At 60.5% G+C, this 26,327-nt stretch carries 19 protein-coding genes; 10 read left to right on the plus strand and 9 right to left on the minus strand.

Features of this window, described 5'->3' with window-relative positions:
• Positions 1-82: 82 nt before the first annotated feature.
• The 6 genes from prpD to J5M66_RS06135 form a co-directional block, all read right to left on the minus strand.
• The gene (prpD, locus tag J5M66_RS06110; protein ID WP_207807396.1) at positions 83-1,567 is read right to left on the minus strand and encodes a 2-methylcitrate dehydratase; all 1,485 of its coding nucleotides are present in this window, start codon (positions 1,565-1,567) and stop codon (positions 83-85) included.
• 114 nt (positions 1,568-1,681) lie between these two features.
• Positions 1,682-2,872 (minus strand): 2-methylaconitate cis-trans isomerase PrpF, encoded by a 1,191-nt coding sequence (gene prpF / locus J5M66_RS06115; protein WP_207807397.1) that lies wholly within the window; start codon positions 2,870-2,872, stop codon positions 1,682-1,684.
• Positions 2,873-2,923: 51 nt separating this feature from the next.
• Entirely contained in the window at positions 2,924-5,518 is a 2,595-nt protein-coding gene (acnD, locus tag J5M66_RS06120) for a Fe/S-dependent 2-methylisocitrate dehydratase AcnD (RefSeq protein WP_207807398.1), read from the minus strand.
• A gap of 198 nt (positions 5,519-5,716) precedes the next feature.
• Positions 5,717-6,844 (minus strand): 2-methylcitrate synthase, encoded by a 1,128-nt coding sequence (prpC, locus tag J5M66_RS06125; RefSeq protein WP_207807399.1) that lies wholly within the window; start codon positions 6,842-6,844, stop codon positions 5,717-5,719.
• A 137-nt stretch (positions 6,845-6,981) separates the two neighbouring features.
• Positions 6,982-7,875, minus strand: a complete 894-nt coding sequence (prpB, locus tag J5M66_RS06130; protein WP_024012298.1) for a methylisocitrate lyase — start codon at positions 7,873-7,875, stop codon at positions 6,982-6,984.
• Entirely contained in the window at positions 7,872-8,594 is a 723-nt protein-coding gene (locus tag J5M66_RS06135; protein ID WP_172834046.1) for a GntR family transcriptional regulator, read from the minus strand. The genes prpB and J5M66_RS06135 overlap by 4 nt, the downstream gene beginning before the upstream one ends.
• Before the next feature lie 403 nt (positions 8,595-8,997).
• Here J5M66_RS06135 and J5M66_RS06140 point away from each other — a divergent pair, with 403 nt between their 5' ends.
• The 4 genes from J5M66_RS06140 (at position 8,998) to pabB (ending at position 13,638) form a co-directional block, all read left to right on the plus strand.
• Positions 8,998-9,534 (plus strand): ATP-dependent zinc protease, encoded by a 537-nt coding sequence (locus tag J5M66_RS06140; protein WP_041479149.1) that lies wholly within the window; start codon positions 8,998-9,000, stop codon positions 9,532-9,534.
• A gap of 5 nt (positions 9,535-9,539) precedes the next feature.
• Entirely contained in the window at positions 9,540-11,075 is a 1,536-nt protein-coding gene (locus tag J5M66_RS06145) for an inactive transglutaminase family protein (protein WP_024012295.1), read from the plus strand.
• Positions 11,075-12,061 carry an alpha-L-glutamate ligase-like protein gene (locus J5M66_RS06150; RefSeq protein ID WP_071171576.1) on the plus strand — a complete coding sequence of 329 codons (987 nt, stop codon included), beginning with the start codon at positions 11,075-11,077 and terminating at the stop codon, positions 12,059-12,061. The genes J5M66_RS06145 and J5M66_RS06150 overlap by 1 nt, the downstream gene beginning before the upstream one ends.
• Before the next feature lie 233 nt (positions 12,062-12,294).
• A complete protein-coding gene (gene pabB, locus J5M66_RS06155) occupies positions 12,295-13,638 on the plus strand; it encodes an aminodeoxychorismate synthase component I (protein WP_207807400.1) in 1,344 nt (447 codons plus the stop codon).
• A gap of 152 nt (positions 13,639-13,790) precedes the next feature.
• Here pabB and thrH read toward each other — a convergent pair whose 3' ends face one another.
• A complete protein-coding gene (gene thrH, locus J5M66_RS06160) occupies positions 13,791-14,408 on the minus strand; it encodes a bifunctional phosphoserine phosphatase/homoserine phosphotransferase ThrH (protein ID WP_122747089.1) in 618 nt (205 codons plus the stop codon).
• 165 nt (positions 14,409-14,573) lie between these two features.
• Between thrH and J5M66_RS06165 the strand changes: the two genes are divergently transcribed.
• The 3 genes from J5M66_RS06165 (at position 14,574) to J5M66_RS06175 (ending at position 18,210) form a co-directional block, all read left to right on the plus strand.
• Positions 14,574-15,314: a phosphoadenylyl-sulfate reductase gene (locus J5M66_RS06165; RefSeq protein WP_122611940.1), complete on the plus strand. Its 741-nt coding sequence runs from the start codon at positions 14,574-14,576 to the stop codon at positions 15,312-15,314.
• 574 nt (positions 15,315-15,888) lie between these two features.
• Positions 15,889-17,427 carry an NCS1 family nucleobase:cation symporter-1 gene (locus tag J5M66_RS06170; RefSeq protein ID WP_207807401.1) on the plus strand — a complete coding sequence of 513 codons (1,539 nt, stop codon included), beginning with the start codon at positions 15,889-15,891 and terminating at the stop codon, positions 17,425-17,427.
• A 54-nt stretch (positions 17,428-17,481) separates the two neighbouring features.
• The gene (locus J5M66_RS06175) at positions 17,482-18,210 is read left to right on the plus strand and encodes an aspartate/glutamate racemase family protein (RefSeq protein ID WP_207807402.1); all 729 of its coding nucleotides are present in this window, start codon (positions 17,482-17,484) and stop codon (positions 18,208-18,210) included.
• A gap of 106 nt (positions 18,211-18,316) precedes the next feature.
• Here J5M66_RS06175 and J5M66_RS06180 read toward each other — a convergent pair whose 3' ends face one another.
• Positions 18,317-19,240, minus strand: a complete 924-nt coding sequence (locus tag J5M66_RS06180) for a LysR family transcriptional regulator (RefSeq protein WP_207807403.1) — start codon at positions 19,238-19,240, stop codon at positions 18,317-18,319.
• Positions 19,241-19,365: 125 nt separating this feature from the next.
• On the opposite strand from J5M66_RS06180, the gene J5M66_RS06185 reads away from it, so the two are divergent.
• Positions 19,366-20,112, plus strand: coding sequence for a 3-oxoacyl-ACP reductase family protein (locus J5M66_RS06185; RefSeq protein ID WP_207807404.1), 747 nt, complete (start codon positions 19,366-19,368; stop codon positions 20,110-20,112).
• 62 nt (positions 20,113-20,174) lie between these two features.
• Here J5M66_RS06185 and J5M66_RS06190 read toward each other — a convergent pair whose 3' ends face one another.
• Entirely contained in the window at positions 20,175-20,870 is a 696-nt protein-coding gene (locus J5M66_RS06190) for an HAD-IA family hydrolase (protein WP_207807405.1), read from the minus strand.
• A 240-nt stretch (positions 20,871-21,110) separates the two neighbouring features.
• Between J5M66_RS06190 and J5M66_RS06195 the strand changes: the two genes are divergently transcribed.
• Together J5M66_RS06195 and J5M66_RS06200 are read left to right on the plus strand one after the other, a co-directional pair.
• Positions 21,111-25,892 (plus strand): RHS repeat-associated core domain-containing protein, encoded by a 4,782-nt coding sequence (locus J5M66_RS06195; RefSeq protein WP_207807406.1) that lies wholly within the window; start codon positions 21,111-21,113, stop codon positions 25,890-25,892.
• Positions 25,889-26,314 carry a hypothetical protein gene (locus J5M66_RS06200; RefSeq protein WP_207807407.1) on the plus strand — a complete coding sequence of 142 codons (426 nt, stop codon included), beginning with the start codon at positions 25,889-25,891 and terminating at the stop codon, positions 26,312-26,314. The genes J5M66_RS06195 and J5M66_RS06200 overlap by 4 nt, the downstream gene beginning before the upstream one ends.
• Positions 26,315-26,327 lie beyond the last annotated feature (13 nt).

Below are 26,327 nucleotides of genomic sequence, written 5' to 3' on the forward strand. Positions count from 1 at the left end.
TCTGAAGGCGTTCACAATTTCTGTGTTCATCACCATTCCCTGTGGGAGCGGGCTTGCCCGCGAAGAACGATAACGCGGTCTGTCAGAGCACAAACAGATCGATGAATCGATTCACCGCTGTGGCTTCCAGCCGCGCCTGATCCTCGCACAGCGCAAAAATCTCAGCGCAACGCTGCCCGGCAAACCGCGTGGCCAGGTTGGCCTTGAACTTGTCCTCCAGCAACGGAATGCCCTCGGCGCGGCGGCGGCGATGGCCGATCGGGTACTCCACCACGACGTTGTCGGTGCTGCTGCCGTCCTTGAAAAACACCTGCACGGCGTTGGCAATCGAGCGTTTGTCAGGCTCAAGGTATTCGCGGGTGAAGCGCGGTTCTTCAACGATGACCATTTTTTCGCGCAGCACATCGATGATCGGATGCGCCTTGTGGAAGTCGTGTTCGTAGTGCTCCGCGACCAGATTGCCAAATGCCAGCGGCACGGCGGTCATGTATTGCAGGCAGTGGTCGCGGTCGGCGGCATTGGCCAGCGGGCCGACCTTGGAAATGATGCGGATCGCCGATTCATGGGTGGTGATGACGATGCGGTCGATCTCATGCAGCCGATTGCGAACCAGCGGATGCAAGGTCACCGCCGCCTCGCATGCCGTCTGCGCATGGAATTCGGCGGGGAAACTGATCTTGAACAGCACGTTTTCCATCACGTAACTGCCGAACGGCCGGGAGAAGCTGAAAGCGCGTTTGTCCTCGGGCTTCAGCGCCAGATCGTTGTTGGTGTGGCTGAACGATACGTCATAGAAGCCCCACTGCTTCGCGCTCAACACACCGGGAATGCCCATCTCACCGCGCATGGCGATGTCGGCCAGTCTTACGCCGCGACTCGCCGCATCCCCCGCCGCCCAGGATTTGCGTGAGCCGGCGTTTGGCGCATGGCGATAGGTGCGCAGCGCCTGACCGTCGGCGAAGGCGTGGGACAGCGCCGACAGCAGCTGCTCGCGATTGGCGCCCATCAGTCGGGCGCTGACGGCGGTCGAGGCGACTTTCACCAGAATGACGTGATCCAGTCCTACCCGGTTAAAGGAGTTTTCCAGAGCGATCACGCCTTGAATCTCGTGGGCAATGATCATTGCTTCCAGCACATCGCGAACCGTCAGCGGCGCCTCACCGTTGGCGATGCGTTTCTGTGACAGGTGATCAGCAACGGCGAGGATGGCACCGAGGTTGTCCGATGGATGGCCCCATTCGGCGGCAAGCCAGGTGTCGTTGTAGTCCAGCCAGCGGACTATGCAGCCGATGTCCCAGGCGGCTTTGACCGGATCGAGGCGATAAGGGGTACCTGGCACTCGTGCACCGAACGGTACAACCGTGCCTTCGACGATCGGGCCGAGGTGCTTCGTGCATTCGGGGAAACGCAGGGCCAGCAAGCCGCAGCCCAGCGTGTCGATCAGGCAATTGCGCGCGGTGTTCAGCGCCTCGGCGGATTCGGGCTTGAAGGTGAGGACGTAGTCGGCGATGTCCTGCAGGACTGCGTCGTAATCGGGGCGGTTGTTCAGGTCGACGTTGGCGCTCATGTTCGATTCACTCCTGTAGGAGCTGCCGAAGGCTGCGATCTTTTGATTTTGTTTTTCGCGATCAAGATCAAAAGATCGCAGCCTTCGGCAGCTCCTACCTGGTTTTGTGTTAAGTCAGAAAGAATCTCCGGGCACGCGGACATAGCCTTCCATGAGCACCCGCGCACTGCGGCTCATGATGGCTTTCTTCACCACCCACTCGCCATTCTCCAGTGTCGCCTCAGCGCCCACGCGCAATGTCCCGGACGGATGGCCGAAACGCACCGCATTGCGCTCAATCCCACCAGCAGCAAGATTTACCAACGTCCCGGAAATCGCCGCCGCCGTGCCGATCGCCACTGCCGCCGTGCCCATCATCGCGTGGTGCAGCTTGCCCATCGACAACGCGCGCACCAGCAGATCAACGTCAGCGGCGGCAATCGCTTTACCGCTCGACGCCACGTAATCCGCAGGCTTGGCGACGAATGCGACTTTCGGCGTGTGTTGCCGCTTGGCGGCTTCTTCCAGATTGGCGATCAGGCCCATGCGCAACGCACCGTAGGCACGAATTGTCTCGAACATCAGCAGCGCTTGCGGATCGCCGTTGATCGCGCCTTGCAGTTCGGTGCCGGTGTAACCGATGTCTTCGGCGTTGACGAATATCGTCGGGATCCCGGCGTTGATCATGGTCGCCTTGAACGTGCCGACACCCGGGACCTCAAGCTCATCGACCAGATTGCCGGTGGGGAACATCGAGCCACCACCGCCCTCTTCTTCCGCCGCCGGATCCATGAATTCGACCTGCACTTCGGCCGCCGGAAAGGTCACGCCGTCGAGTTCGAAATCACCGGTTTCCTGCACTTCGCCATTGGTGATCGGCACGTGGGCGATGATGGTCTTGCCGATGTTGGCCTGCCACACGCGCACCACCGCCACACCGTTGTGCGGAATGCGGCTGGCGTCGACCAGACCGTTGCTGATGGCGAACGAACCGACCGCCGCCGAGAGGTTGCCGCAGTTGCCGCTCCAGTCGACGAACGGCTTGTCGATCGACACCTGGCCGAACAGGTAATCGACGTCGTGATCGGCGCGGGTGCTTTTCGACAGGATCACGGTTTTGCTGGTACTCGACGTCGCGCCGCCCATGCCGTCGATCTGCTTGTCGTAGGGATCGGGGCTGCCGATCACTCGCAGCAGCAACGCGTCGCGCGCCGGTCCTGGGACCTGCGCTGCTTCGGGCAGATCCTTGAGGCTGAAGAACACGCCTTTGCTGGTGCCGCCGCGCATGTAGGTGGCAGCGATTCTGATTTGTGGTGCGTGAGCCATGGTGCTCCTTACCGAGGCATGGGACTTGAAATCCCATGCCTACACGTTGATTTAAACGGCTACCGCCGATCCTTCGAGGAAATCCTGTGCGAAGCGCTGCAACACGCCGCCGGCCTCGTAGATCGACACTTCTTCAGCGGTATCGAGACGGCAGGTCACCGGCACTTCGACGCGCTCGCCGTTCTTGCGATTGATCACCAGCGTCAGATCCGCGCGGGGTTTGCGTTCGCCGATCACGTCGTAAGTTTCGCTGCCGTCGATGGCCAGGGTGTGGCGGTTGGTGCCGGGTTTGAATTCCAGCGGCAACACGCCCATGCCCACCAGGTTGGTGCGGTGAATGCGCTCGAAACCTTCAGCGGCAATCGCCTCGACACCGGCCAGGCGCACGCCTTTCGCCGCCCAGTCGCGGGACGAACCCTGACCGTAGTCAGCGCCAGCGATGATGATCAGCGGCTGCTTGCGCTGCATGTAGGTTTCGATGGCTTCCCACATGCGCATGACCTGGCCTTCCGGCTCGACACGCGCCAGCGAACCCTGCTTGACCTTGCCGTTTTCCGCGACCATTTCGTTGAACAGTTTCGGGTTGGCGAAGGTTGCGCGCTGGGCGGTCAGGTGGTCGCCACGGTGGGTGGCGTAGGAGTTGAAGTCCTCTTCCGGCAGGCCCATTTTTGCCAGGTATTCGCCGGCGGCGCTGTCGAGCATGATCGCGTTCGATGGCGACAGGTGATCAGTGGTGATGTTGTCCGGCAGCACCGCCAGCGGGCGCATGCCCTTCAGCGGACGGGCGCCGGCCAGCGCGCCTTCCCAGTACGGCGGACGGCGGATGTAGGTGCTCATCTCGCGCCAGTCGTACAGCGGTGCGACTTTCGGCCCGGTGTCTTCATGCACGGCGAACATCGGAATGTAAACCTGACGGAACTGCTCAGGCTTGACCGACGACTTCACCACCGCATCGATTTCTTCGTCGCTCGGCCAGATGTCCTTGAGGCGGATTTCCCGGCCATCGACCACGCCCAGCACATCCTTTTCGATATCGAAACGGATGGTCCCGGCGATCGCGTAGGCAACCACCAGCGGCGGCGAGGCGAGGAATGCCTGTTTGGCGTACGGGTGAATGCGGCCGTCGAAGTTGCGGTTGCCGGAAAGCACCGCGGTCGCGTACAGATCGCGGTCGATGATCTCTTGCTGGATCACCGGATCGAGGGCGCCGGACATGCCGTTGCAAGTGGTGCAGGCAAATGCCACAACGCCGAAACCGAGCTGCTCCAGTTCAGTGGTCAGCCCCGCTTCATCGAGGTACAGCGCCACGGTTTTCGAACCGGGCGCCAGCGAGGATTTGACCCACGGCTTGCGCGTCAGGCCGAGCTTGTTGGCATTGCGCGCCAAAAGGCCGGCGGCAATGACGTTGCGCGGGTTGCTGGTGTTGGTGCAACTGGTGATGGCGGCGATGATCACCGCGCCATCGGGCATTTGCCCCGGTACGTCATCCCACTGGCCGGAGATGCCTTTGGCCGCCAGATCCGATACCGCAACGCGGGCGTGCGGGTTGCTCGGGCCGGCCATGTTGCGCACCACCGAGGACAAATCGAAGGTCAGGCCGCGCTCGTATTGCGCACCTTTGAGGCTGTCAGCCCACAGCCCGGTGAGTTTGGCGTACTGCTCGACCAATTGAACCTGCTGGTCTTCACGACCGGTCAGTTTCAGGTAATCGATGGTCTGCTGGTCGATGTAGAACATCGCTGCCGTGGCGCCGTATTCCGGGGCCATGTTGGAAATTGTGGCGCGGTCGCCGAGGGTCAGCGCTGCTGCACCTTCACCGAAGAACTCCAGCCAGGCACCGACGACTTTCTGTTTGCGCAGGTATTCGGTCAGGGCCAGGACCATGTCGGTGGCGGTGATGCCCGGTTGCAGCTTGCCGGTCAGTTCGACGCCAACGCTTTCCGGCAGGCGCATCCACGACGCGCGACCGAGCATCACGCTCTCGGCTTCGAGGCCGCCGACACCGATGGCGATCACACCGAGCGCATCGACGTGCGGCGTGTGGCTGTCGGTGCCGACGCAGGTGTCGGGGAACGCCACGCCTTCACGCACCTGAATCACTGGCGACATTTTCTCCAGGTTGATCTGGTGCATGATGCCGTTGCCCGGCGGGATCACATCGACGTTCTTGAAGGCCTTTTTGGTCCAGTTGATGAAGTGGAAACGGTCTTCGTTGCGGCGATCTTCGATGGCGCGGTTCTTCTCGAAGGCCTGGGCATCGAAACCGCCCGCCTCGACGGCCAGCGAGTGGTCGACGATCAGTTGCGTCGGCACCACCGGGTTGACCTGCGCCGGGTCGCCGCCCTGCAAAGCGATGGCATCGCGCAGGCCAGCGAGGTCGACCAGCGCGGTCTGGCCGAGGATGTCATGGCAGACCACCCGCGCCGGGAACCACGGGAAATCGAGGTCGCGCTTGCGTTCGATCAGTTGCTTGAGCGAGTCGGTGAGCGTGGCCGGGTCGCAGCGACGCACAAGGTTTTCCGCCAGCACGCGGGAAGTGTACGGCAGGGTGTCGTAGCTGCCAGGCGCAATCGCCTCGACCGCCGCGCGGGTGTCGAAGTAATCCAGCGGCGTGCCGGGCAGGTTCTTGCGGAATTCTGTGTTCATCGGGTCAGGACTCGGGTCACGGTGGTTTCAAAGGGTGGGCCAGAAACCTGAGTTACACACCGTCCACTGTGGGAGCGAGCCTGCTCGCGAAAGAGGTATATCAGTCGACATCAATGTTGAATGTCAGTCCGTCTTCGCGAGCAGGCTCGCTCCCACAGGGTCTAGCGGTGTTCTCTGGTTACGGGTCAGCCCACCATTTCAGCGACGTTCGATTGGCACGAACTTGCGCTGTTCGACGCCGGTGTATTCGGCGCTCGGGCGGATGATGCGGTTGTTGGCGCGTTGTTCGAACACGTGCGCGGCCCAGCCGGTCAGGCGCGAGCAGACGAAGATCGGCGTGAACAGCTTGGTCGGGATGCCCATGAAGTGGTACGCCGAGGCGTGATAGAAGTCGGCATTCGGGAACAGCTTCTTCTGCTCCCACATGGTCTTGTCGATGGCCTCGGAAACCGGGAACAGCACCTTGTCGCCGACCTCGTCCGCGAGTTTTTTCGCCCAGCCCTTGATCACCTCGTTGCGCGGGTCGCTGTCCTTATAGATCGCGTGGCCGAAACCCATGATCTTGTCCTTGCGCTCGAGCATGCCGAGGGTGCCTTTGATCGCCTCTTCCGGCGAACCGAAGCGCTCGATCATTTCCATCGCCGCTTCGTTGGCGCCACCGTGCAACGGGCCACGCAGCGAACCAATCGCCGCCGTCACGCACGAGTACAGATCCGACAACGTCGAAGCGCAAACCCGTGCGGTGAAGGTTGAGGCATTGAATTCGTGTTCGGCGTAGAGGATCAGCGACACGTTCATGACTTTGACGTGCAATTCGCTCGGTTTCTTGCCGTGCAGCAAGTGCAGGAAGTGGCCGCCGATGGTTGGCTCGTCGCTGACGCAGTCGATGCGCTTGCCGTCGTGGCTGAAGCGATACCAGTAGCACATGATCGCCGGGAACGCGGCCAGCAGACGGTCGGTCTTGTCGCGCTGTTCGGAGAAGTCTTTCTCCGGTTCGATGTTGCCGAGGAATGAGCAACCGGTACGCATGACGTCCATCGGGTGGGCGTCGGCGGGAATTCGTTCGAGCACTTCTTTCAAAGCCTGCGGCAGGTCGCGCAGCTTGCTCAGTTTGCTTTGATAGTCGGCCAGTTGCGCTTTGGTCGGCAGTTCGCCGTACAGCAGCAGATAGGCGACTTCTTCAAATTGCGCGTCGGCTGCCAGTTCACGCACGTCGTAGCCGCGATAGGTCAGCCCGGCCCCGGCCTGGCCCACGGTGGACAGTGCGGTTTGCCCGGCTACCTGGCCACGGAGCCCGGCGCCACTGAGTACTTTTGTTTCGGCCATTGTGTTCTCCAATCTTCTTGAATTTGTATGGGGAAACTTGTGGGAGCGAGCCTGCTCGCGAAAGCGCTGGATCAGTCGACATCAATGTTGGATGTCAGTCCGTCTTCGCGAGCAGGCTCGCTCCCACAGGGTTTTGTTCAGCCTTTCTTCTGTGCAAACAACGCATCGAGCTTCTGCTCGAACGTGTGGTAATCGATACGATCGTAGAGCTCCATGCGAGTCTGCATGGTGTCGATGACATTCTGTTGCGTGCCATCGCGGCGGATCGCCGTGTAGACGTTTTCCGCTGCCTTGTTCATCGCACGGAACGCCGAGAGCGGGTAAAGCACCAGCGAGACGTCAGCGCCGGCCAGTTGTTCAGTGGTGTACAGCGGCGTTGCGCCGAACTCGGTGATGTTGGCCAGGATCGGTGCTTTCACACGATTGGCGAACAGCTTGTACATGTCCAGCTCGGTAATCGCCTCAGGGAAAATCATGTCAGCGCCGGCCTCGATGCACGCTGCCGCGCGATCAAGTGCCGATTCCAGACCTTCCACTGCCAGTGCGTCGGTACGCGCCATGATCACGAAGCTGTCATCGGTACGGGCATCGACGGCGGCTTTGATGCGATCGACCATTTCCTGCTGGCTGACGATTTCTTTATTGGGGCGATGGCCGCAGCGCTTGGCGCCGACCTGATCCTCAATGTGAATTGCCGCCGCGCCAAACTTGATCATCGACTTGACCGTGCGCGCCACGTTGAAGGCCGACGAGCCAAAACCGGTGTCGACATCCACCAGCAGCGGCAGGTCGCAAACGTCGGTGATACGGCGCACGTCGGTCAGCACATCATCCAGCCCGGTGATGCCCAGATCCGGCACGCCCAGCGAGCCTGCGGCCACGCCGCCGCCGGACAGGTAGATCGCCTTGAAACCGGCGCGCTTGGCCAGCAGCGCGTGGTTGGCGTTGATCGCGCCGACCACTTGCAAAGGATGCTCGCTGGCGACCGCATCGCGGAAGCGCTGGCCCGGCGTGTTCAGGTTGGAAGTCATGCATCACCTCGTTCAGTGGCTGTCTTGTTGTGGGCGCCGTCCTCGTAGTGACGGGCGATGTTGCGTTTCGAGGCGCCGATGTGGCGGCGCATCAACAATTCCGCGAGCTCGCCGTCACGGTCGGCGATGGCATCGAGAATGCGGTGGTGTTCGGCGAAGGCCTGGTGCGGGCGGTTCGGCGTGGTGGAAAACTGAATGCGGTACATGCGCACCAGTTGATACAGCTCGCCGCAGAGCATCTGCGTCAGCGTGCGATTGCCGCTGCCCTGGATGATCCGATAATGAAAGTCGAAATCACCTTCCTGCTGGTAATAACCGACGCCGGCCTGAAACGCCGCATCGCGCTCGTGGGTTTCCAGCACCCGGCGCAGTTCGTCGATTTCCTCGACGCTCATGCGCTCGGCGGCGAGGCGGCAGGCCATGCCTTCGAGGGATTCACGGATTTCATAGAGTTCGATCAATTCGGCATGGCTGAGCGAGACCACCCGCGCACCGACGTGCGGCACGCGCACCAGCAGGCGCTGCCCTTCCAGACGATGGATCGCCTCACGCAGCGGACCCCGACTGATGCCATAGGTGCGCGCCAGCTCCGGTTCGGAGATCTTGCTGCCCGGGGCGATCTCGCCTTTGACGATAGCCGCCTGAATGCGCCGGAAGACGTTTTCCGACAGCGTCTCGGAATCGTCGCCATTGATGACCGGGGGATCGAGTTGATCCAGCATGATTGTCGACACCTTTAAATCCAATGCGGCAAAAACTAGCCAATAAGACCGCATCAGTCAAAGGATAAATAGGTATTGTCGACAATCGTCTAATAACCGCAGCCAATCGATCATCTATTAATGTTGGAGCGAGCTTGCTCGTGAAGGCGGCACATCAGCCGGCTTCTACATCGAATGACACAGCGCTTTCGCGAGCAGGCTCGCTCCCACAAGAGTGGCATCCCTTGCAGCTCATGGATCGGCGCAAGCGCTGGCGCCATAAAACCACCGTGCTAGAATGCCGCCCGCATTTGCGGGTCTTTGTACGGCTTGCCATAAAAAGCTGCCAGGCACACGCGGGGGCTTGCGCACGGTTGTGCGGGCACCTGAACCGATAACGGAACGCTGCGCACCAGGATTTATGAGACTCAAGCCTTTCCCCACCTTTTTTGCTCTGTTTTGCCTGCCCGGCCTCGCCGCCGCGGGGGAAAAAACCGTGTATGGCCTCAACGAATACGCTTCGCTTGACGGCATCAATCTCGAAGTCGCGGCCAAACTCGACACCGGGGCGAAAACCGCCTCGCTGAGTGCCCGCGACATCAAACGCTTCAAACGCAACGGTGAATCCTGGGTACGTTTCTACCTGGCGATCGACACCGCGCATTCGCACCCCATCGAACGGCCGCTGGCGCGGGTCAGCAAGATCAAGCGCCGCGCCGGCGACTACGATCCGGAAGAAGGCAAGCAGTACACCGCCCGTCCGGTTATCGAGCTGGATATCTGCATGGGTTCGGCATTGCGCAGCATCGAAGTGAACCTCACCGACCGAAGTGCGTTCCAATACCCGCTTTTGATCGGCTCCGAGGCGCTGAAACGCTTCGACGCGCTGGTCGACCCCAGTCTTAAATACGCTGCCGGCAAACCTGCCTGCACCATCGCCGCTCACACCGCCGAGTAATTTCCATGCGTTCTCTAACCTTCCACCTGAAAATCCTGATCGCCGTGCTGGTGCTGCTGGGCGTTTCGGTTACGGCCTATCAGATTTTCGTGCTCGGCATCCCGGTGACCGAAGACGCCACCGACGACCTGTGGAACATCGACGCCAAGGTCGAGTTCGTCGCCAGCACCAAGGATCCGGTGAAGATCCAGATGTTCGTGCCGCCGTTGAGCCGCGATTACGTGAGCCTCAACGAAAGCTTCATCTCCAATAACTACGGCGTCGCGGTCAACCGCATCGACGGCAACCGCAAGGTGACCTGGTCGGCCCGTCGCGCCAAGGGCAACCAGACCTTGTATTACCGTCTGGTGCTGACCAAGCGCTACACCGCGGAAAAATCCAAGGTCAAAGGCCCGACCTTCCGTGACAGCATGGTCATCGAAGGCCCGGAAAAAATCGCCGCCGAAGCCCTGCTCGCGCCGATCCGCCAACATTCGGCCGACGTCGAAACCTTCATTGGCGAGGCGATCAAGCGCGTCAACAACGTCAACGACGACAACGTCAAATTGCTGCTGGCCGGCGATCCGTCGACTTCGCACAAAGCCAAAATTGTTGAATTGCTGCTGTCGATTGCTCACGTCCCGGTAGAAAAAGTCCACACCATCCGCCTCGTCGCCGATCAGCCACAGACACCCGAACTGTGGCTGCGCAGCTTCAACGGCAACGACTGGCTGTACTTCAACCCGGAAACCGGTGAACAAGGCCTGCCGACCGATCGCCTGCTGTGGTGGACCGGCGACGAAAACCTGATCACCGTCGACGGCGGCAAGAAAGCCAACGTGACTTTCAGCCTGAACAACAGCGAGATGAACGCGATTCGTCTGGCCAAGCTGACCGACGAAAACACTGACGCCAACTTCCTCGATTACTCGCTGTACGGCCTGCCGCTGCAGACCCAGCAGACCTTCATGATCATGGTGATGATCCCGATCGGCGTATTGGTGATCCTGATCCTGCGCAACCTCGTCGGCCTACAGACCCTGGGCACATTCACCCCGGTGCTGATCGCCCTCGCCTTCCGCGAAACGCAGCTGGGCTTCGGCATTCTGCTGTTCACTGTCATCACCGCGCTGGGCCTGTCGCTGCGCTCGTATCTCGAACATCTGAAGCTGCAAATGCTGCCGCGCCTGTCGGTGGTGCTGACCTTCGTTGTGGTGTTGATTGCGGCGATCAGTCTGTTCAGCCACAAGCTTGGCCTTGAGCGTGGCTTGTCGGTGGCGCTGTTCCCGATGGTGATTTTGACCATGACCATCGAACGCCTGTCGATCACCTGGGAAGAACGCGGCGCCAACCATGCGCTGAAAGTCGCGATCGGCACGCTGTTCGCCGCCTCTCTGGCGCACCTGATCATGACCGTGCCGGAGCTGGTGTACTTCGTGTTTACCTTCCCGGCGATCCTGCTGATTCTGGTCGGTTTCATGCTGGCGATGGGTCGCTACCGCGGCTACCGCTTGACCGAACTGGTGCGTTTCAAGGCCTTCCTGAAGAAGGCTGACGCCTGATGTTCGGTTTCTGGAAGACCTGGAAGGCCCTCGAGGCGCGCGGCATCATGGGCATCAACCGCCGAAACGCGGACTACGTGCTCAAGTACAACAAGCGCAGCCTGTACCCGATCGTCGATGACAAGATCCTCACCAAGGAACGCGCCATTGCCGCCGGCATTCATGTGCCGGAGCTGTACGGGGTGATCTCCACCGAGAAGGAAATCGACAAGCTCGACGAGATCATCGGCGGGCGCAACGACTTCGTGATCAAACCGGCGCAGGGCGCGGGTGGCGATGGCATCATCGTCATCGCCGACCGCTTCGAAGGCCGTTATCGCACGGTGTCGGGCAAGATCCTCGCCCACGAAGAGCTGGAGCATCACATCTCCAGCATCCTCACCGGCCTGTACTCGCTGGGCGGCCACCGCGACCGCGCGCTGATCGAATACCGTGTGACCCCGGACCAGATATTCAAGAGCATCAGCTACGAAGGCGTGCCGGACATCCGCATCATCGTGCTGATGGGTTACCCGGTGATGGCGATGTTGCGTCTGCCGACCCGCCAGTCCGGCGGCAAGGCCAACCTGCACCAGGGCGCCATTGGCGTTGGTGTGGATCTGGCCACCGGTTTGACCCTGCGCGGCACCTGGCTGAACAACATCATCACCAAACACCCCGACACCACCAACGCGGTGGACGGCGTGCAACTGCCCTACTGGGACGGTTTCATGAAACTCGCCGCCGGCTGCTATGAGCTGTGCGGGCTGGGCTATATCGGTGTGGACATGGTGCTCGATCAGGAAAAGGGTCCGCTGATTCTCGAACTGAATGCGCGGCCGGGGCTGAACATTCAGATCGCCAACGATTGCGGCCTGACCTTGCGTACCCATGCGGTTGAAGCGCGGCTGGAAGAGCTGAAGGCGCGGGGCGTTAAGGAATCGGTAGAAGAGCGGGTGGCGTTTACCCAGGAGATGTTTGGGCATATTCCTGCGGTCGAGGGCTGATCCTCCACATTGATCGTTCCCACGCTCTGCGTGGGAATGCAGCCCGTAACGCTCCGCGTCACAGTGGACGCAGAGCGTCCATGGCGGCGTTACCACGCGGAGCGTGGGAACGATCAAAGAACCCGAGCTTCAACTCTGCCGCCCATCTGCCAATCGCCGACATCCCCTCTAGGAGCAATTCCCGCAGAGGACTACAATCCCCACCCCGCCTCAACGGCCGATCTGCCCCGCCCATGCTGACCTGCTCCGTACACCCACTGCCCTACCGCGCCAACCCCGCCGACTATTTCGCGGCCATTCGCAACGCACCCGGCGCCGTGCTGCTCGACAGCGGCCGGCCGAGCGCTGAACGCGGCCGTTATGACTTGCTCAGCGCCTGGCCGCTGGAACAACTGGCGGTGTTGCCGGAGGAAAGCGGTGCGCACTTTCTGCAGCGCCTGCGTGACCACCTCAGCCGCTTGGGCGAAGCACAATTGCCTGCCGGGTACGAATTGCCGTTCGCCGGCGGACTGATCGGTTATCTGAGCTACGACTTCGGCCGCCATCTGGAAAACCTGCCGAGTCAGGCGCTGGATGACCTGCAACTGCCGGATGCGCGTTTTGGCCTGTACGACTGGGCGCTGATCAGCGATCACCACGGGCAAACCAGCCAATTGGTCTTTCATCCAACGCTTGTCGACAGTGAACGGCAGCGATTGGTCGCGCTGTTCACTCAGCCTCAAGTTGACGCGCTGGCGCCCTTCAAACTGAACGCCCCGATGGCCGCTGATCTCTCGGCCGACGATTACCGTCAGGCCTTCGATCGCATTCAGGACTACATCCAGGCCGGCGACTGCTATCAGGTCAACTTCGCGCAACGCTTTCGTGCTGAATGCCAGGGCGATCCGTGGCTGGCTTACTGCGCTTTGCGTCAGGCCTGCCCGACGCCGTTCTCCGGCTTCCAGAGCCTGCCCGACGGCGGCGCAGTGCTGAGCCTGTCACCGGAACGTTTCGTCAGAGTCAGCCAGCGTCAGGTTGAAACCCGTCCGATCAAGGGCACCCGCCCTCGCGGCCTGACCCCAGCCGAGGACGCGGCCAACGCCGCCGAACTCTTGGCGAGCCCCAAGGACCGCGCAGAAAACCTGATGATCGTCGACCTGCTGCGCAACGACCTCGGGCGCACCTGCCGCATCGGCTCGGTGCGGGTGCCGGAGTTGTTCAGTCTGGAAAGCTATCCGAACGTGCATCACCTGGTCAGCAGCGTGACCGGTGAACTGGCGGCGGATCGTGATGCGCTGGACCTGATCGCTGGCAGTTTCCCCGGCGGCTCGATCACCGGCGCACCGAAGATTCGGGCGATGCAGATCATCGACGAGCTGGAGCCAACCCGGCGCGGTCTGTATTGCGGCTCGTTGCTGTATCTGGACGTGCGCGGCGAGATGGACAGCTCCATCGCCATTCGCAGTCTGCTGGTCAAGGATGGTCAGGTGTGCTGCTGGGGCGGCGGCGGGATCGTCGCCGATTCGGACTGGCAGGCGGAGTATCAGGAGTCGATGACCAAAGTGCGGATCCTGCTCGATACCCTGCAGAACCTCTGAAGCATCGCGAGCAGCCTCCCACACCGATCGTTCCCACGCTCCTGCGTGGGAATGCAGCCCGGGACGCTCCGCGTCCCATCCAAAGCCGAACGCGGAGCGTCCGTTGAGGCATTCCCACGCGGAGCGTGGGAACGATCATCAGGTAGCTAGGCTTACAGGCTGAGATCGCGGTTTGAGGCTTTGAGGAACTCCTGCTTCAGCTCTTCAAAGGTATGCACCGCCGGAAACTGCGGAAACTCGCGAATCACGTTGTCCGGCGCGTGAAACAGAATCCCCGCGTCCGCCTCGCCGAGCATGGTCGTGTCGTTGTACGAATCACCCGCCGCGATCACCCGGTAGTACAGACTCTTGAACGCCAGCACCGACTGACGCTTGGGATCTTTCTGGCGCAGTTGATAGCCCGTCACCCGACCGCTTTCGTCAGTGATCAAGCGGTGGCAGAGCAAGGTCGGGAAGCCCAGCTGGCGCATCAGCGGCTGCGAGAATTCATAAAAAGTGTCCGAGAGAATCACCACTTGGAAACGCTCGCGCAGCCAGTTGACGAACTCCACCGCACCGTCCAGCGGTTTCAGTGTGGCGATCACTTCCTGAATATCCGAGAGTTTGAGGCCGTGCTCATCGAGGATGCGCAAACGCTGCTTCATCAATACGTCGTAATCGGGAATGTCCCGGGTGGTGGCCTTGAGGGAGTCGATTCCGGTTTTTTCGGCGAAGGCGATCCAGATTTCCGGTACCAGTACCCCTTCAAGATCCAGGCAAGCAATTTCCACAAGACACTCCCGTTTGTAGTGATTATTTGAGTCAAGCGAGGCCGAACTCTAGCGTCTGCACCCGAGGCGCGCAACGCAGAGGACGCCCCGGCCGCGGCAGCTTTTTGTTACCATCGGCCCCCTATAGAGCGCCCGAGCGCCATTGACCTGTAGGAAGCCGCCCTGATGAGCCCATCGTTCGACGTCGTGGAACTCGCCACGACCTATGCCAACAAATCCGCCCAGGACATCCTCAAGCTCGCCTTCGCCGAGTTCGGCGATGACTTGTGGATATCTTTCAGCGGCGCCGAGGACGTGGTGCTGGTGGACATGGCGTGGAAGCTGAACAAGAACGTCAAAGTGTTCAGCCTCGACACCGGCCGCCTGCATCCGGAGACCTACCGCTTCATCGAGCAGGTGCGCGAGCATTACCAGATCGACATCGAAATCGTCTCGCCGGACTACACGAAACTCGAACCGTTCGTGAAGGAAAAAGGCCTGTTCAGTTTCTACAAGGACGGCCACGGCGAATGCTGCGGCATCCGCAAGATCGAACCGCTGCGGCGCAAGCTGTCCGACGTCAAAGCCTGGGCCACCGGCCAGCGCCGCGACCAGAGCCCGGGCACCCGCAGCGCTGTGGCGGTGCTGGAAATCGACACAGCTTTCTCGACACCGGAACGCACCCTGTACAAGTTCAACCCGCTGGCGCAGATGACCAGCGAGGAGATCTGGGGTTACATCCGCATGCTCGAACTGCCCTATAACAGCTTGCACGAGCGCGGTTTCATCAGCATCGGCTGCGAACCCTGCACCCGCCCGGTGCTGCCGAACCAGCACGAGCGCGAAGGCCGCTGGTGGTGGGAAGAAGCCACGCAGAAAGAATGCGGCTTGCACGCGGGGAATATCATCAGCAAGAGCAAGGTTTGATCCCCCATTTATAGAAAGACCTGTGGGAGCGAGCCTGCTCGCGAAAGCGCAGTTCCAGTCAACGTTGCAGTTGCCTGATCCACCGCATTCGCGAGCAGGCTCGCTTTCACATTGATAGGTGCCAGGCACACAAAAGGTGTACACAAGGTTGTCACCATCGGTGCCATTTATGTGTGCACTTTCAGTTCTGACGCCCTGAAAAGTTACACTCCCCAGCAGAATCCCCATCTGCTTGCCCCTCTGCAAACTCCCTCCCCTGAAAAAAATTCCTGTCCAATCAATCAATTTATATCGCCTGTTTTTCAGCCACTTATGCCGCATTGATAACTATTCGAAATGAGCCCTGCCGCTTATAGATTGGCAACTGGCACAAATCTGGCTTTATCGCATACATGTTTTGTATACAAAACTGCAAAACATGCACACTTTCGATCCGCAAGCCTGAAGCGCCCTATCCCGTACAGGCTGCAGATGCCCCGTAACCAGTGATGTTTTCACCGCTGCGACGAAGATTTGTCGAGCCTGAGCGCTCATGCACAGTCATCGCGGTGGCGAACGTCAGGAGCCTGCCGGAATGCGTACAAGTCTTTCGAATAACATCGCGCTGAATCTGCCCTCCTCCACGCTCGATCAACCGTTGCCCGATGACGGACTGAGCGAGCCGCTGCAACTGAGCCCGCGTCTGCACAACAGCGATCTGGCGCCGACCAAAGCCGAAGGCCGGCGTTGGGGCCAGTACAGCATCTTCGCCCTGTGGACGAACGACGTGCACAACATCGCCAACTACTCGTTCGCCATCGGCCTGTATGCGTTGGGCCTGGGCGGCTGGCAGATTCTGCTGTCGCTGGGGATCGGCGCGGCGCTGGTGTACTTCTTCATGAACCTGTCTGGATACATGGGGCAGAAAACCGGGGTGCCGTTTCCGGTGATCAGCCGGATCAGTTTCGGCATTCACGGTGCGCAAATTCCTGCATTGATCAGGGCGGTTATCGCCATCGCCTGGTTCGGTATTCAGACGTACCTCGCCTCGGTGGTATTCCGCGTCCTGCTGACCGCCGTGCATCCGGGCTTTGCCGAATACGATCACAACTCGATTCTCGGCCTGTCGACTCTTGGCTGGGTGTGCTTCGTTGCCATCTGGCTGGTGCAACTGGCGATCCTTGCCTACGGCATGGAGATGGTGCGCCGTTACGAGGCGTTTGCCGGGCCGGTGATTCTGCTGACCGTTGCTGCCCTCGCCGGGTGGATGTACTTCCAGGCCAACGCGACCATTGCCTGGTCGATCCGCGAGCCGCTGACCGGTGGCGAGATGTGGCGCAACATATTCGCCGGCGGCGCGTTGTGGCTGGCGATCTACGGCACGCTGATCCTCAACTTCTGCGATTTCGCCCGTTCTTCGCCGTGCCGCAAAACCATCAAGGTGGGAAATTTCTGGGGCTTGCCGGTGAACATTCTGGTGTTCGCTGCGATTACTGTGCTGCTGTGTGGCGCGCAGTTCCAGATCAACGGGCGGATCATCGAAAGCCCGACCGAAATCATCGCCTCGATCCCCAACACATTCTTTCTGGTGCTCGGCTGCCTGGCTTTTCTGATCGTCACCGTCGCCGTGAACATCATGGCCAACTTCGTCGCCCCGGCGTTCGTCCTCAGCAACCTGGCGCCGAAGTACCTGACCTTCCGCCGCGCCGGGTTGATCAGCGCGACCATCGCTGTACTGATCCTGCCGTGGAACCTCTACAACAGCCCGCTGGTGATCGTGTATTTCCTGTCGGGCCTCGGCGCCCTGCTCGGCCCGCTGTACGGGGTGATCATGGTCGACTACTGGCTGATCCGCAAAGGCCGGATCAACGTGCCGCAGCTCTACAGCGAAGACCCCAACGGCGCTTATTACTACAGCCGTGGCATCAATTTCCGCGCGGTGGCGGCGTTTATTCCTGCAGCGCTGATCGCCATCGTCCTGGCCCTGGTACCCGGCTTCCACAGTGTTTCGCCGTTCTCCTGGCTGATCGGTGCCGGTATCGCCGGCATGCTTTACCTGATCATCGCCAAACGCCAGAGGCATTACGCCGAAGTCAGCGGCGAATGCATCGCTGTGGATAACGTCAGCCACTGATCCCTTCGCGGCCCGGTTTTCGGGCCGCACCACTGCCCGCAATAAGGATTTTCCATGCGTATTCTCGTGGTCAACGTCAACACCACCGAATCCATCACCGAGGCCATCGCCCGCTCGGCGCAGGCCGTCGCTTCGCCCGGTACCGAAATCGTCGGCCTGACCCCGTACTTCGGCGCCGAATCGATTGAAGGCAATTTCGAAAGTTACCTGGCCGCCATCGCCGTCATGGACCGGGTGATGGCCTACGACCAACCCTTCGACGCCGTGATTCAGGCCGGCTACGGCGAACATGGCCGCGAAGGCTTGCAGGAATTGCTCAACGTGCCGGTGGTGGACATCACCGATGCGGCGGCCAGCACCGCGATGTTTCTCGGCCATGTCTACTCGGTGGTGACCACGCTGGATCGCACCGTGCCGCTGATCGAGGATCGGCTGAAATTGTCCGGCCTGTGGGATCGCTGTGCCTCGGTGCGCGCCAGTGGTCTGGCGGTTCTGGAGCTGGAACACGAACCGCAGCGCGCACTGGAAGCGATTGTGCAGCAGGCCGAACTGGCGGTGACCCAGGACAAGGCCGAGGTGATTTGCCTGGGCTGCGGCGGCATGGCCGGGCTGGATGAACAGATCCGTCGGCGCACCGGCGTGCCGGTGGTGGATGGCGTGACAGCGGCGGTGATGATTGCCGAATCGCTGGTGCGTTTGAAGTTGTCGACGTCGAAGGTGCGGACTTATGCGACGCCACGGCCGAAGAATATTGTTGGCTGGGCGCAGCGCTTTGCTCGATAGACCGAGTTATCGTTCATCGCGAGCAGGCTCACTCCTACATTTGGAATGCGTCCCCTGTGGGAGCGAGCCTGCTCGCGAATGAAAACGACTCGGTCCCAAGCCCTACTCAAATAGCACTAAACCGCCGCCCCAACCCCTGCTCAACAAACTGCTCAATCACGAAATCCACAAACGCCCGGGTCTTGCCCGGCAACAATTTGTGCTCGGCGTAATAGATCGAAATGTTGCCGTCATCGACAAACCAGTCCGGCAGCACCCGCTGCAGTGTCCCCGCCTGAAGATACGGCTCCGCAAACGGCATGCTCACCAATGCGATCCCTAGACCTTGCATCGCGGTTGCACAGGCAGCCTCGGAATCACTCATGGTCATCCGCGTCCGCAATGTCAGCGGACTGTGTTGCTGATCGCGGTGAGTCAGTTGCCAGGAGCGCACGCGCCCGGTCTGCGGTGAGCGAATCAGAATGCCGTCGTGTTGCTTGAGGTCATCGGGATGGCTGATCGGCGCATGTTTTTGCAGATAGTCCTCCGATGCCACCAACACCCGATGTGCCGGCGTCAGCTTGCGCGCAACCACGCCTTGTGGCAGTTCAAAGCCGCCACCAATCGCCGCGTCGAAGCCCTGCCCGATCAGGTCGACCTGACGGTTATCGAAATGCCAGTCCGGGTTGATCGCCGGATAGCGCCGCAGAAACTCACCGAGCAGCGGCACGATATACAGACGGCCGAACACCGTACCCATGCTGACTTTCAGCGTGCCGGCCGGTTGCCCGCCAGCACTGGCCAGATTGGCCACGGCATTCTGGATGGTGGTCAGGCTGGCGCTGACTTCACTCAAAAACAGCTGCCCCGCTTCGGTCAGGGTCAGGCTGCGTGTACTGCGCTGGAACAGCCGCACGCCAAGCCGCGCCTCCAGTTTCGCCACGCTCTTGCCGACCGCCGCCGGGGTCAGGCTCAAACGTCGCGCGGCTTCGGCAAAGCTGCCAACTTCGGCGCTGCGCACAAAGCATTCGATACTGCTGAATGTTTCCATGATCGCCACTGTAAACTTCTGGTTTACACAGACTATAGCAATCATGGTCTACCCGGTTGTCGATGCCACGCCGATACTCGGCACCAACACCAAGGCATTCCGCCTTGAACACTTGGAGATCGAACATGACCACTCAACACCTCAGCGGCAAAGTTGCTCTGATTCAAGGCGGTTCGCGCGGCATCGGCGCAGCCATCGTCAAACGCCTGGCCGCTGAAGGCGCCGCCGTCGCTTTCACTTACGTCAGCTCCGCCGCCAAAGCCAAAGAACTGCAGAACAGCATCACCGGCAACGGCGGCAAAGCCTTGGCGATCAAGGCTGACAGCGCCGATGCCGGCGCGATTCGCCACGCCGTCAGCGCCACCGTCGAAGCGTTTGGCCGCCTGGACATTCTGGTCAACAACGCCGGCGTACTGGCCATCGCGCCGCTGGAAGATTTCAAACTGGAAGACTTCGATCAGACTTTGGCCATCAACGTGCGCAGCGTGTTCATTGCTTCGCAGGAAGCAGCGAAACACATGGGCGAAGGCTCGCGGATCATCAACATCGGCAGCACCAACGCCGACCGCATGCCCTTCGGCGGTGGCGGCGTGTACGCGATGAGCAAATCGGCACTGGTCGGCCTGACTAAAGGCCTGGCCCGCGACCTCGGCCCACGCGGTATCACCATCAACAACGTGCAACCTGGCCCGGTCGACACCGACATGAACCCGGCCCATGGCGAATTCGCCGACAGCCTGATCCCGCTGATGGCCGTCGGTCGGTACGGCACCGCCGATGAAATCGCCAGCTTCGTCGCCTATCTGGCCGGGCCGGAAGCCGGTTACATCACCGGTGCCAGCTTGACCATCGACGGTGGTTTCGGCGCCTGACAGACCGGCAAGAAAAAACGCCGCCCTTCTTTATAGGAAGGGCGGCGTTTTCGTGTGAACGGTCAAGCCAGTTCCAGCGTCGGCAGGCCAAAGGCGCTGGGCCTGAAGTCTTTCAGCGAGCGAATAATGCCGTCAGCGTGGGCATATTTCTCATCGGCCATCGCTGCGTCGGGGATGGCGATCGCGGTCATGCCTGCCGCTTTCGCTGCGGTGACGCCAAACGGCGAATCCTCGAACACCAGACAATCCTTGGGCGCAACGCCCAAACGCCGGGCAGCGGTGAGAAAGATATCCGGCGCCGGTTTGGCCGCGCCGACTTCCGGATCGTCCGCCGTGACGATGAAATCGAACAGCGCAAACCACTCACGGTGCAAGGTGGTTTTCTGCCCGAACGACTGGCGCGACGAACTGGTGCCGACTGCGATCGGGATGTTGTGCGCCTTGAGGTGACGCACCAGCGCTTCGGCCCCCGGCATCGCCTGCGCCTTGGGAAAACGCTCGCGCATCAGCGGCTCGCGGATCTGCAGGAATTCTTCCGGAGTGATCGGTAGTTCCAGCGCCTGCACCACGTAATTGGCCAGGTCATTGGCACCGCGACCAATGATGTTTTGTTTGACGCTCCAGTCGAAGGTTTTCCCGTAGCGCCCGGCAATCAGCGAGGTGACCTCGGTGTAAATGCCCTCGGTATCGAGCAGCAAACCGTCCATATCGAAAATCACGGCCTTGATCGGGCCGAACGTCGTCAGCGGTGCATTCATCATCGGATCCGTTAACAAAGACATCCCGGGCGACAGGCAACGTGCCGCAACGCGGATCTGATTAATGGGTTCAGCAGCATAGCGAGGCCGATGGACATTGAGCAACGGGCAATGCCATCGACGCCTTTTCGCATTTAGCGAAAACTCCTACAGACACTGCCTACTTCCCCGACTTCTTTCCTTTTTGATCCCCCGCAAAGTCCGCGCTCCCGTTTTTTTCACATGCGCGAGCGACTGCGAATGTTTCAACCCGATCGGCTCCTGGCCCTGAACAACAGCATCGGACTGCTGGTGGTGGCCGCCCTGAATCCGAAGCAGCCAGATTTCGAAGCGCTGATCGACGAGTTCCGCCTGTGCCTGAACAACTACGACGCCTGGGCCGAGCAGTTCTGGACCGGGACCGCGCTGGACATCGAGCAGGTGTTCAAGGTTGGCAATGACGTACAACTGAGCGCGCCGATCACCTCGCGCGCCCCCATCAGCTCATCGGTAGTCATGTGCCCGGCCAACGGGCCGCTGACCCTGGTGCATTCGTTCGAAACCGCGCGCTTCGTGCCGATCGGCGACACCCCGGTGACCCTCGAACCTCTGCTCAGCGACGTCGACGGTGTGCTGACCTGCGGCGAACCACTGCGCTACACCATCGGCCCGAGCGGGATTCTCGAGGTGACCGATTGCATGCGCGGCCAGCGCTATCGCGTCACCTTCTTTCCCGATGTTTCTACCGACCATGTCCGCGCCCTGTATGCCTCATATGAAGGCGTGATTGCCGGTCTTGAAGGCTGGCTGCGCAGCGAATGGACAGGCTTCCAACCGCAATGGACGGAGTTTTCCAGCGCCGGTTTCCTTGATCGTTACGGGCAGTTGCAACGGGCCGATTGGCGCGGTCTGGAAAAAGCTTTGAATGGCGTCTGGGATGACATTCAACAACTGTTCGCCCTACTTGCCGATCTGCAGGAGCACAGCGCGAAGCTCCTGGAATACCTGAGCGAAGTCGAACTTGAGGCGCTGCTGGCGGCTTCCAGCGAGGCGATTGCCAACGCTTTGTTGATGCTCAGCGACGAGCCGTTGCTGTTCATTCATCTGGCCGCGTTCACCAGTTGGCTGAAGATGCTGCCGCCGCAATACCTCGCCGAGGTGGTAGCCGAAGTTCGCACCGAGTTGCTCATCAGTTTCCTGTTGATGCGCGTGGCGGGCGGTGCCGGCGTATCGCTGCGTTTGAGCAGCAAGGTCCTGGCGAAGATCAAGTCGCCACGGGCGCGAGAGTGGCTGGCCGCCTCAGCCTTGCGTCTGGCTGAGCTGACTTCGACGCCGGAACTCAAGCAGCACGCGAGCGCGCTGAAGCCGCTAATGTTTCATGCGCGCGAGGTGGAGCTGAAGCCGACTCCATCGATTCCGCTGAACATTCGTCAGGCCGACGCGGTGGTGCTCAGCGTGCCGAATCCGGCGCCACTCGCGCGGGACAAATCTCAAAACATGGCCCGCCTTGAGCGCCATGAGCCACACGACGACGCGCCCGACCAAGCAAAGAACCCCAACGGCGACGCCGCCGATTGCGTGCCCAAAACTTGTACCAATGGCTGCCCGGTGTCGATGGTCACCGGCGAAGAACTGCTGACCCTGACCGACGCGGTGCTCGACGGCGTGTTGCCCTTCGAGTTCACCCGTTTGTACCGCAGCAGCGCGGTCGAGATCGACATCGGCCTAGGGTTCGGCTGGAGCCACACGCTGGCCCATCGGCTGTCCTTCGACGGCGATGGCGTGATCTGGATTGATCACGAAAACCGCCGCACTCGTTTTCCCCTGCCCAACGTCGCGCGCCCGGCGATTCACAACAGCCTGTCGCGGGCGGCGATCTTTCTCGGTGATGAGCCGGAAGAACTGATTCTGGCGTTGGCCGGCGACAGCGCGCGGTTCTATCACTTTCGCGCCGGCCGGCTGACCGCAATCAGCGATGTCTACGGCAATCGTCTGACCCTGCAACGCGATCGCTCCGACCGCATTCAGCGTCTGGACAACGGCGCCGGCCGCGCGCTGCTGTTGCGCTATGACCGTGCGCAGCTGGTGGCGGTCGATTATCAGGTGTTCGTCCAAGGCGAGTGGACCACCGAGCAAAACCTCGCCACCTACAGCTTCGATGCCCGGCAACGCCTGCTGGTCGCGACCAACGCGGTCGGCGACAGCGAGCGCTACGACTATGACGACCACCACGTCATCCTCCAGCGCCAGTTGACCGGCGGCGCGAGCTTCTTCTGGGAGTGGCAACGCGAGGGCAAAGCCGCCCGCTGCGTGCGGCACTGGGCGTCGTTCTCGCAGATGAACACCCGTTACGTCTGGAACGATGACGACGCCAGCGTGACCGTGCATTACGTCGACGGCACCGAAGAAGTCTACGTCCACGACAAGCGCGCGCGGCTGGTGCGCCAGGTTGCGGCCGATGGTGGCGAGCAGCTCAAGGCCTATGACCAGCAGGGGCGCTTGATCGCCGAGCAGGATGCGTTGGGCGCGGTTACCGAATACCGCTACGACGAACTTGGACGGCTGATCGCGCTGATTCCGCCGGACGATGCACCAACGTCCTACGAGTACCGCAACGGTTTTCTCTACAAGCGTTGCCGTGGTGATGCGGTGTGGATCTACCGGCGCAACGCCGAAGGCGCCGTCACCGAAGCGGTCGATCCCGACGGCCAGGTCACCCATTACTACTACAACTTGCGCGGGCAATTGCTGTCGCTGCGTTATCCGGACAGCAGCCGCCATCGCTGGGTGTGGAACGAGCTGGGTCAGCTCATCGAAGAAACCCTGCCCGATGGCGGCGTGCGGCGCTTTTCCTACGATGCGCTGGGCCGGCGGATTACCACCCAGGACGAATTTGGTGTTGTCAGCCGTCAGGAGTGGGACGCGGCCGGCCGACTGATCCTGACGACTTCTCCTACGGGCAGCACGCGCGCCTACAGCTATGGCGCCTACGGCCAGATCACCGCCGAACGCGATGAACTCGGGCGCATCACCCGCTATGAATATGACGATGACCTGCACCTGGTCTCGCGGCGGATCAATCCTGACGGCACCCGCGTGCAGTACCGCTATGACCATGCGCGGCTGTTGCTGACCGAGATTGAAAACGAATCGGGCGAAAAGTACCGACTGGATTACACGCCGACCGGATTGATCCGACAGGAAACCGGGTTTGATGGGCGGCGTACGGCTTACGTCTACGACCTCAATGGTCATTTGCTGGAAAAGACTGAATTCGGCGAGCAGGGTTTATCGCTGGTCACCCAATACCAGCGCGACGCGGCTGGAAGGTTGCGGGTCAAGAACCTGCCCGATGGCGCCAAGATCCGCTACGACTACGACCGCCTCGGGCGCTTGGTTGCCGTCGATGACGACCAGAACCATCCGCTGGCCTTCGAGTATGACCGTCAGGATCGGCTGATCACCGAACATCAGGGCTGGGGCACCTTGCGCTACGCCTATGACGCCTGCGGCCAGCTCAAACGCCTGCGCCTGCCGGACAACAGCAAGCTCGACTATCACTACGCCAAGGGCGGTGCGCTGTCGGCCATCGACCTCAACGGCACGCCGCTCACGCGCCACGTCTACCACTGCGGTCGTGAACAGCAACGCCAGCAGGGTCTGCTGCTCAGCGAATATTCCTACGACGATCAGGGCCGCTTGCTCGCCCACGCTGTAGGCCATCGCCACGCCTCGCTGTACCGCCGCGATTATGCCTACAGCGCCAACGGCAATCTCGAGCACATCGCCGACAGCCGCCACGGCCAGCGCACCTATGGCTACGACGCCCTCGACCGGTTGATCCGCGTACGCCACTCGCGCGACGAACTGCCCGAATCCTTCGCCCACGACCCGGCCGGCAACCTGCTGATGCAGGACCGCCCCGGCCCTGCGCAGATCAAAGGCAATCGCCTGCTGATGCAGGGCGACCGCCATTACGACTACGACGCCTTCGGCAACCTGATCCGCGAACGCCGAGGCCACGGCCAGACCCTGGTCACCGAATACCGCTACGACTGCCAGCACCGCCTGATCGGCCTGACCCGCCCTGACGGCCAGACCGCCACTTATCAATACGACGCCTTCGGCCGCCGTATCCGCAAAACCGTCGACGGCGCCGTCACCGAATTCTTCTGGCAAGGCGAGCACCTCGTCGCCGAAAGCAGCGCCACGCAATACCGCAGCTTCCTCTACGAACCCGGCACCTTCCGCCCACTCGCGATGCTCGACGGCAAAGGCCCGAAAAAGGCCTGCCCCTTCTACTACCAACTCGACCACCTCGGCACCCCACAGGAACTCACCGACTACAGCGGCGAAATTGTCTGGTCCGCGCAATACGACGCCTACGGCAAAGTCGCCGCCGTCACCCTCGCTGGCGAGGATTATCTGGATCAACCGCTGCGTTTTCAGGGGCAGTATTTCGATGTTGAAAGTGGGCTGCATTACAACCGCCATCGGTATTACGACCCTAGGTTAGGGCGGTATCTGACCCCGGACCCGGTGAAGCTCGCGGGTGGGTTGAATCAGTACCAGTACGTGCCGAATCCGACGGGGTGGGTGGATCCGTTGGGGTTGACGTCCAATTGCCCGCCGCCGAATAAGCCTGGGTGTGAGGTTCCGGGGGCGAGTGATGGGGTTAAGGTTGATGATGGGGAACCCCAATTACCACGCTTAACTCAGGGCGTAGACCCCAAAACACTGAAACGAACACATGCGCTTATGGGTAAAACCTCCACCAAACTAGTCGAGCTAATGAGAGATGACATGCAAAGCAATGGATTTAATAGCGATCACCCCATAGATGTTGCTGAACACAACGGCACGCTTTACATTCTGGACGGCCATCATCGAGCTTCTGCCGCACGACAAACTTCTACAGAAGTTACAATACAACTGATAACCAACATACGAGACCATCACGGCACCTTAAACAGTATTGAGGAAGTACTAGAATCAGCCGATAACGTTGGCAATGACAGACTGGAGCACCGCAGAAGAAGATGAACAAACAGCGCAACGACATTGTAGATCTCATTAACGACTTTCTCGCCAAGGTTGAGAATGCGACAGTGCTACTCGAGAAAAAATTTGGTACGAGAAATATTCTCAGGCTTTGGCGCAGCAACCAAATACAACGTTGTGGCGACATAACTAGCGAAACTCAGTATGAACTCCATGGAGTTGGCTGCATTGTTCACTTCGCTACTGAATCAGTGAATTTTGACTATGGGTTCAACAGCAGAATTGACGGGTTTGATGTATGGCGGCTCTACATCTATGCGTTGGACAGACCACTTACCTATAAAAAATTTTGCGACAAGAAAATACTCGAAAAAGAATTTGACGAATTGATTTTGTCAAAGAAGATTGAAAAAATGTCGGCATCTGACAGCCTTTATGTCCTCACAGGTGATCCTCATTGCTGAACAACACCAGGTG

Origin of the sequence: Pseudomonas sp. 67(2021) (genome assembly GCF_017491835.1) — a bacterium.
Classification (GTDB): Bacteria; Pseudomonadota; Gammaproteobacteria; order Pseudomonadales; family Pseudomonadaceae; genus Aquipseudomonas; species Aquipseudomonas atacamensis.

Coding starts and splice junctions, on each gene's coding strand:
- prpD (WP_207807396.1), bottom strand. CDS start 1,567: ATGAGCGCCAACGTCGACCTGAACAACCGCCCCGATTACGACGCAGTC.
- prpF (WP_207807397.1), bottom strand. CDS start 2,872: ATGGCTCACGCACCACAAATCAGAATCGCTGCCACCTACATGCGCGGC.
- acnD (WP_207807398.1), bottom strand. CDS start 5,518: ATGAACACAGAATTCCGCAAGAACCTGCCCGGCACGCCGCTGGATTAC.
- prpC (WP_207807399.1), bottom strand. CDS start 6,844: ATGGCCGAAACAAAAGTACTCAGTGGCGCCGGGCTCCGTGGCCAGGTA.
- prpB (WP_024012298.1), bottom strand. CDS start 7,875: ATGACTTCCAACCTGAACACGCCGGGCCAGCGCTTCCGCGATGCGGTC.
- J5M66_RS06140 (WP_041479149.1), top strand. CDS start 8,998: ATGAGACTCAAGCCTTTCCCCACCTTTTTTGCTCTGTTTTGCCTGCCC.
- J5M66_RS06145 (WP_024012295.1), top strand. CDS start 9,540: ATGCGTTCTCTAACCTTCCACCTGAAAATCCTGATCGCCGTGCTGGTG.
- J5M66_RS06150 (WP_071171576.1), top strand. CDS start 11,075: ATGTTCGGTTTCTGGAAGACCTGGAAGGCCCTCGAGGCGCGCGGCATC.
- pabB (WP_207807400.1), top strand. CDS start 12,295: ATGCTGACCTGCTCCGTACACCCACTGCCCTACCGCGCCAACCCCGCC.
- J5M66_RS06165 (WP_122611940.1), top strand. CDS start 14,574: ATGAGCCCATCGTTCGACGTCGTGGAACTCGCCACGACCTATGCCAAC.
- J5M66_RS06170 (WP_207807401.1), top strand. CDS start 15,889: ATGCGTACAAGTCTTTCGAATAACATCGCGCTGAATCTGCCCTCCTCC.
- J5M66_RS06175 (WP_207807402.1), top strand. CDS start 17,482: ATGCGTATTCTCGTGGTCAACGTCAACACCACCGAATCCATCACCGAG.
- J5M66_RS06180 (WP_207807403.1), bottom strand. CDS start 19,240: ATGGAAACATTCAGCAGTATCGAATGCTTTGTGCGCAGCGCCGAAGTT.
- J5M66_RS06185 (WP_207807404.1), top strand. CDS start 19,366: ATGACCACTCAACACCTCAGCGGCAAAGTTGCTCTGATTCAAGGCGGT.
- J5M66_RS06190 (WP_207807405.1), bottom strand. CDS start 20,870: ATGAATGCACCGCTGACGACGTTCGGCCCGATCAAGGCCGTGATTTTC.
- J5M66_RS06195 (WP_207807406.1), top strand. CDS start 21,111: ATGTTTCAACCCGATCGGCTCCTGGCCCTGAACAACAGCATCGGACTG.
- J5M66_RS06200 (WP_207807407.1), top strand. CDS start 25,889: ATGAACAAACAGCGCAACGACATTGTAGATCTCATTAACGACTTTCTC.